This is a genomic window from Flammeovirga agarivorans (assembly GCF_012641475.1).
In the GTDB taxonomy this organism is placed as follows: domain Bacteria; phylum Bacteroidota; class Bacteroidia; order Cytophagales; family Flammeovirgaceae; genus Flammeovirga; species Flammeovirga agarivorans.
Map to the genome: position 1 here is coordinate 1 of NZ_JABAIL010000133.1, position 524 is coordinate 524.

General features: G+C 64.3%; 1 protein-coding gene. It reads right to left on the bottom strand.

All coding sequences use genetic code 11. The features are described 5' to 3' along the window. The coding region (gene rsmD, locus HGP29_RS28615; protein WP_168885857.1) for a 16S rRNA (guanine(966)-N(2))-methyltransferase at nt 1-516 on the bottom strand (516 nt) is incomplete at its 3' end. Between the last annotated feature and the right edge of the window lie 8 nt (nt 517-524).

The window sequence follows — 524 nt, forward strand, 5'->3', positions numbered from 1 at the left end:
TTGCCAGTTAGCCGGCACCGGCGGTAAGCCGTTTTCGACTTCGCTTTCGACGTACACCAGGGCCTCATCGGCCAGCCAGCCTTGTGTCTCCAGCAGACGTAGCGTCTCCTCCAGCAGCCCCTGACGGAACGGCGGGTCGACGAACACGATCTGGTGCGGGGTCCCCGGCTGGCTCAGGAAGCTGAGGGTGTTGGTGGTGATCACCTTGCCGCGATCCGCTTTCAGGGTGGCGAGATTTTTTTGCAGCTGCTGGGCTACGCCGCGCTCCATCTCCAGCAGCGTGGTGCTGGCCGCATAGCGGGACAGCGCTTCCAGCCCCAGCGCGCCGCTGCCGGCAAAGCAATCGAGGCAGTGCGCGTCAACAATGGACGGCGCCAGCCAGTTAAAAAGGGTTTCGCGAACCCGGTCGGTGGTCGGCCGCAGGCCCGGGCTCTCCGGCACCGGTAATTTACGGCCGCGCCATTGCCCGCCGATGATGCGGATCTGACCGCTGCCCGCGTGGTTTGGTTTTTTCATCTCTCTGC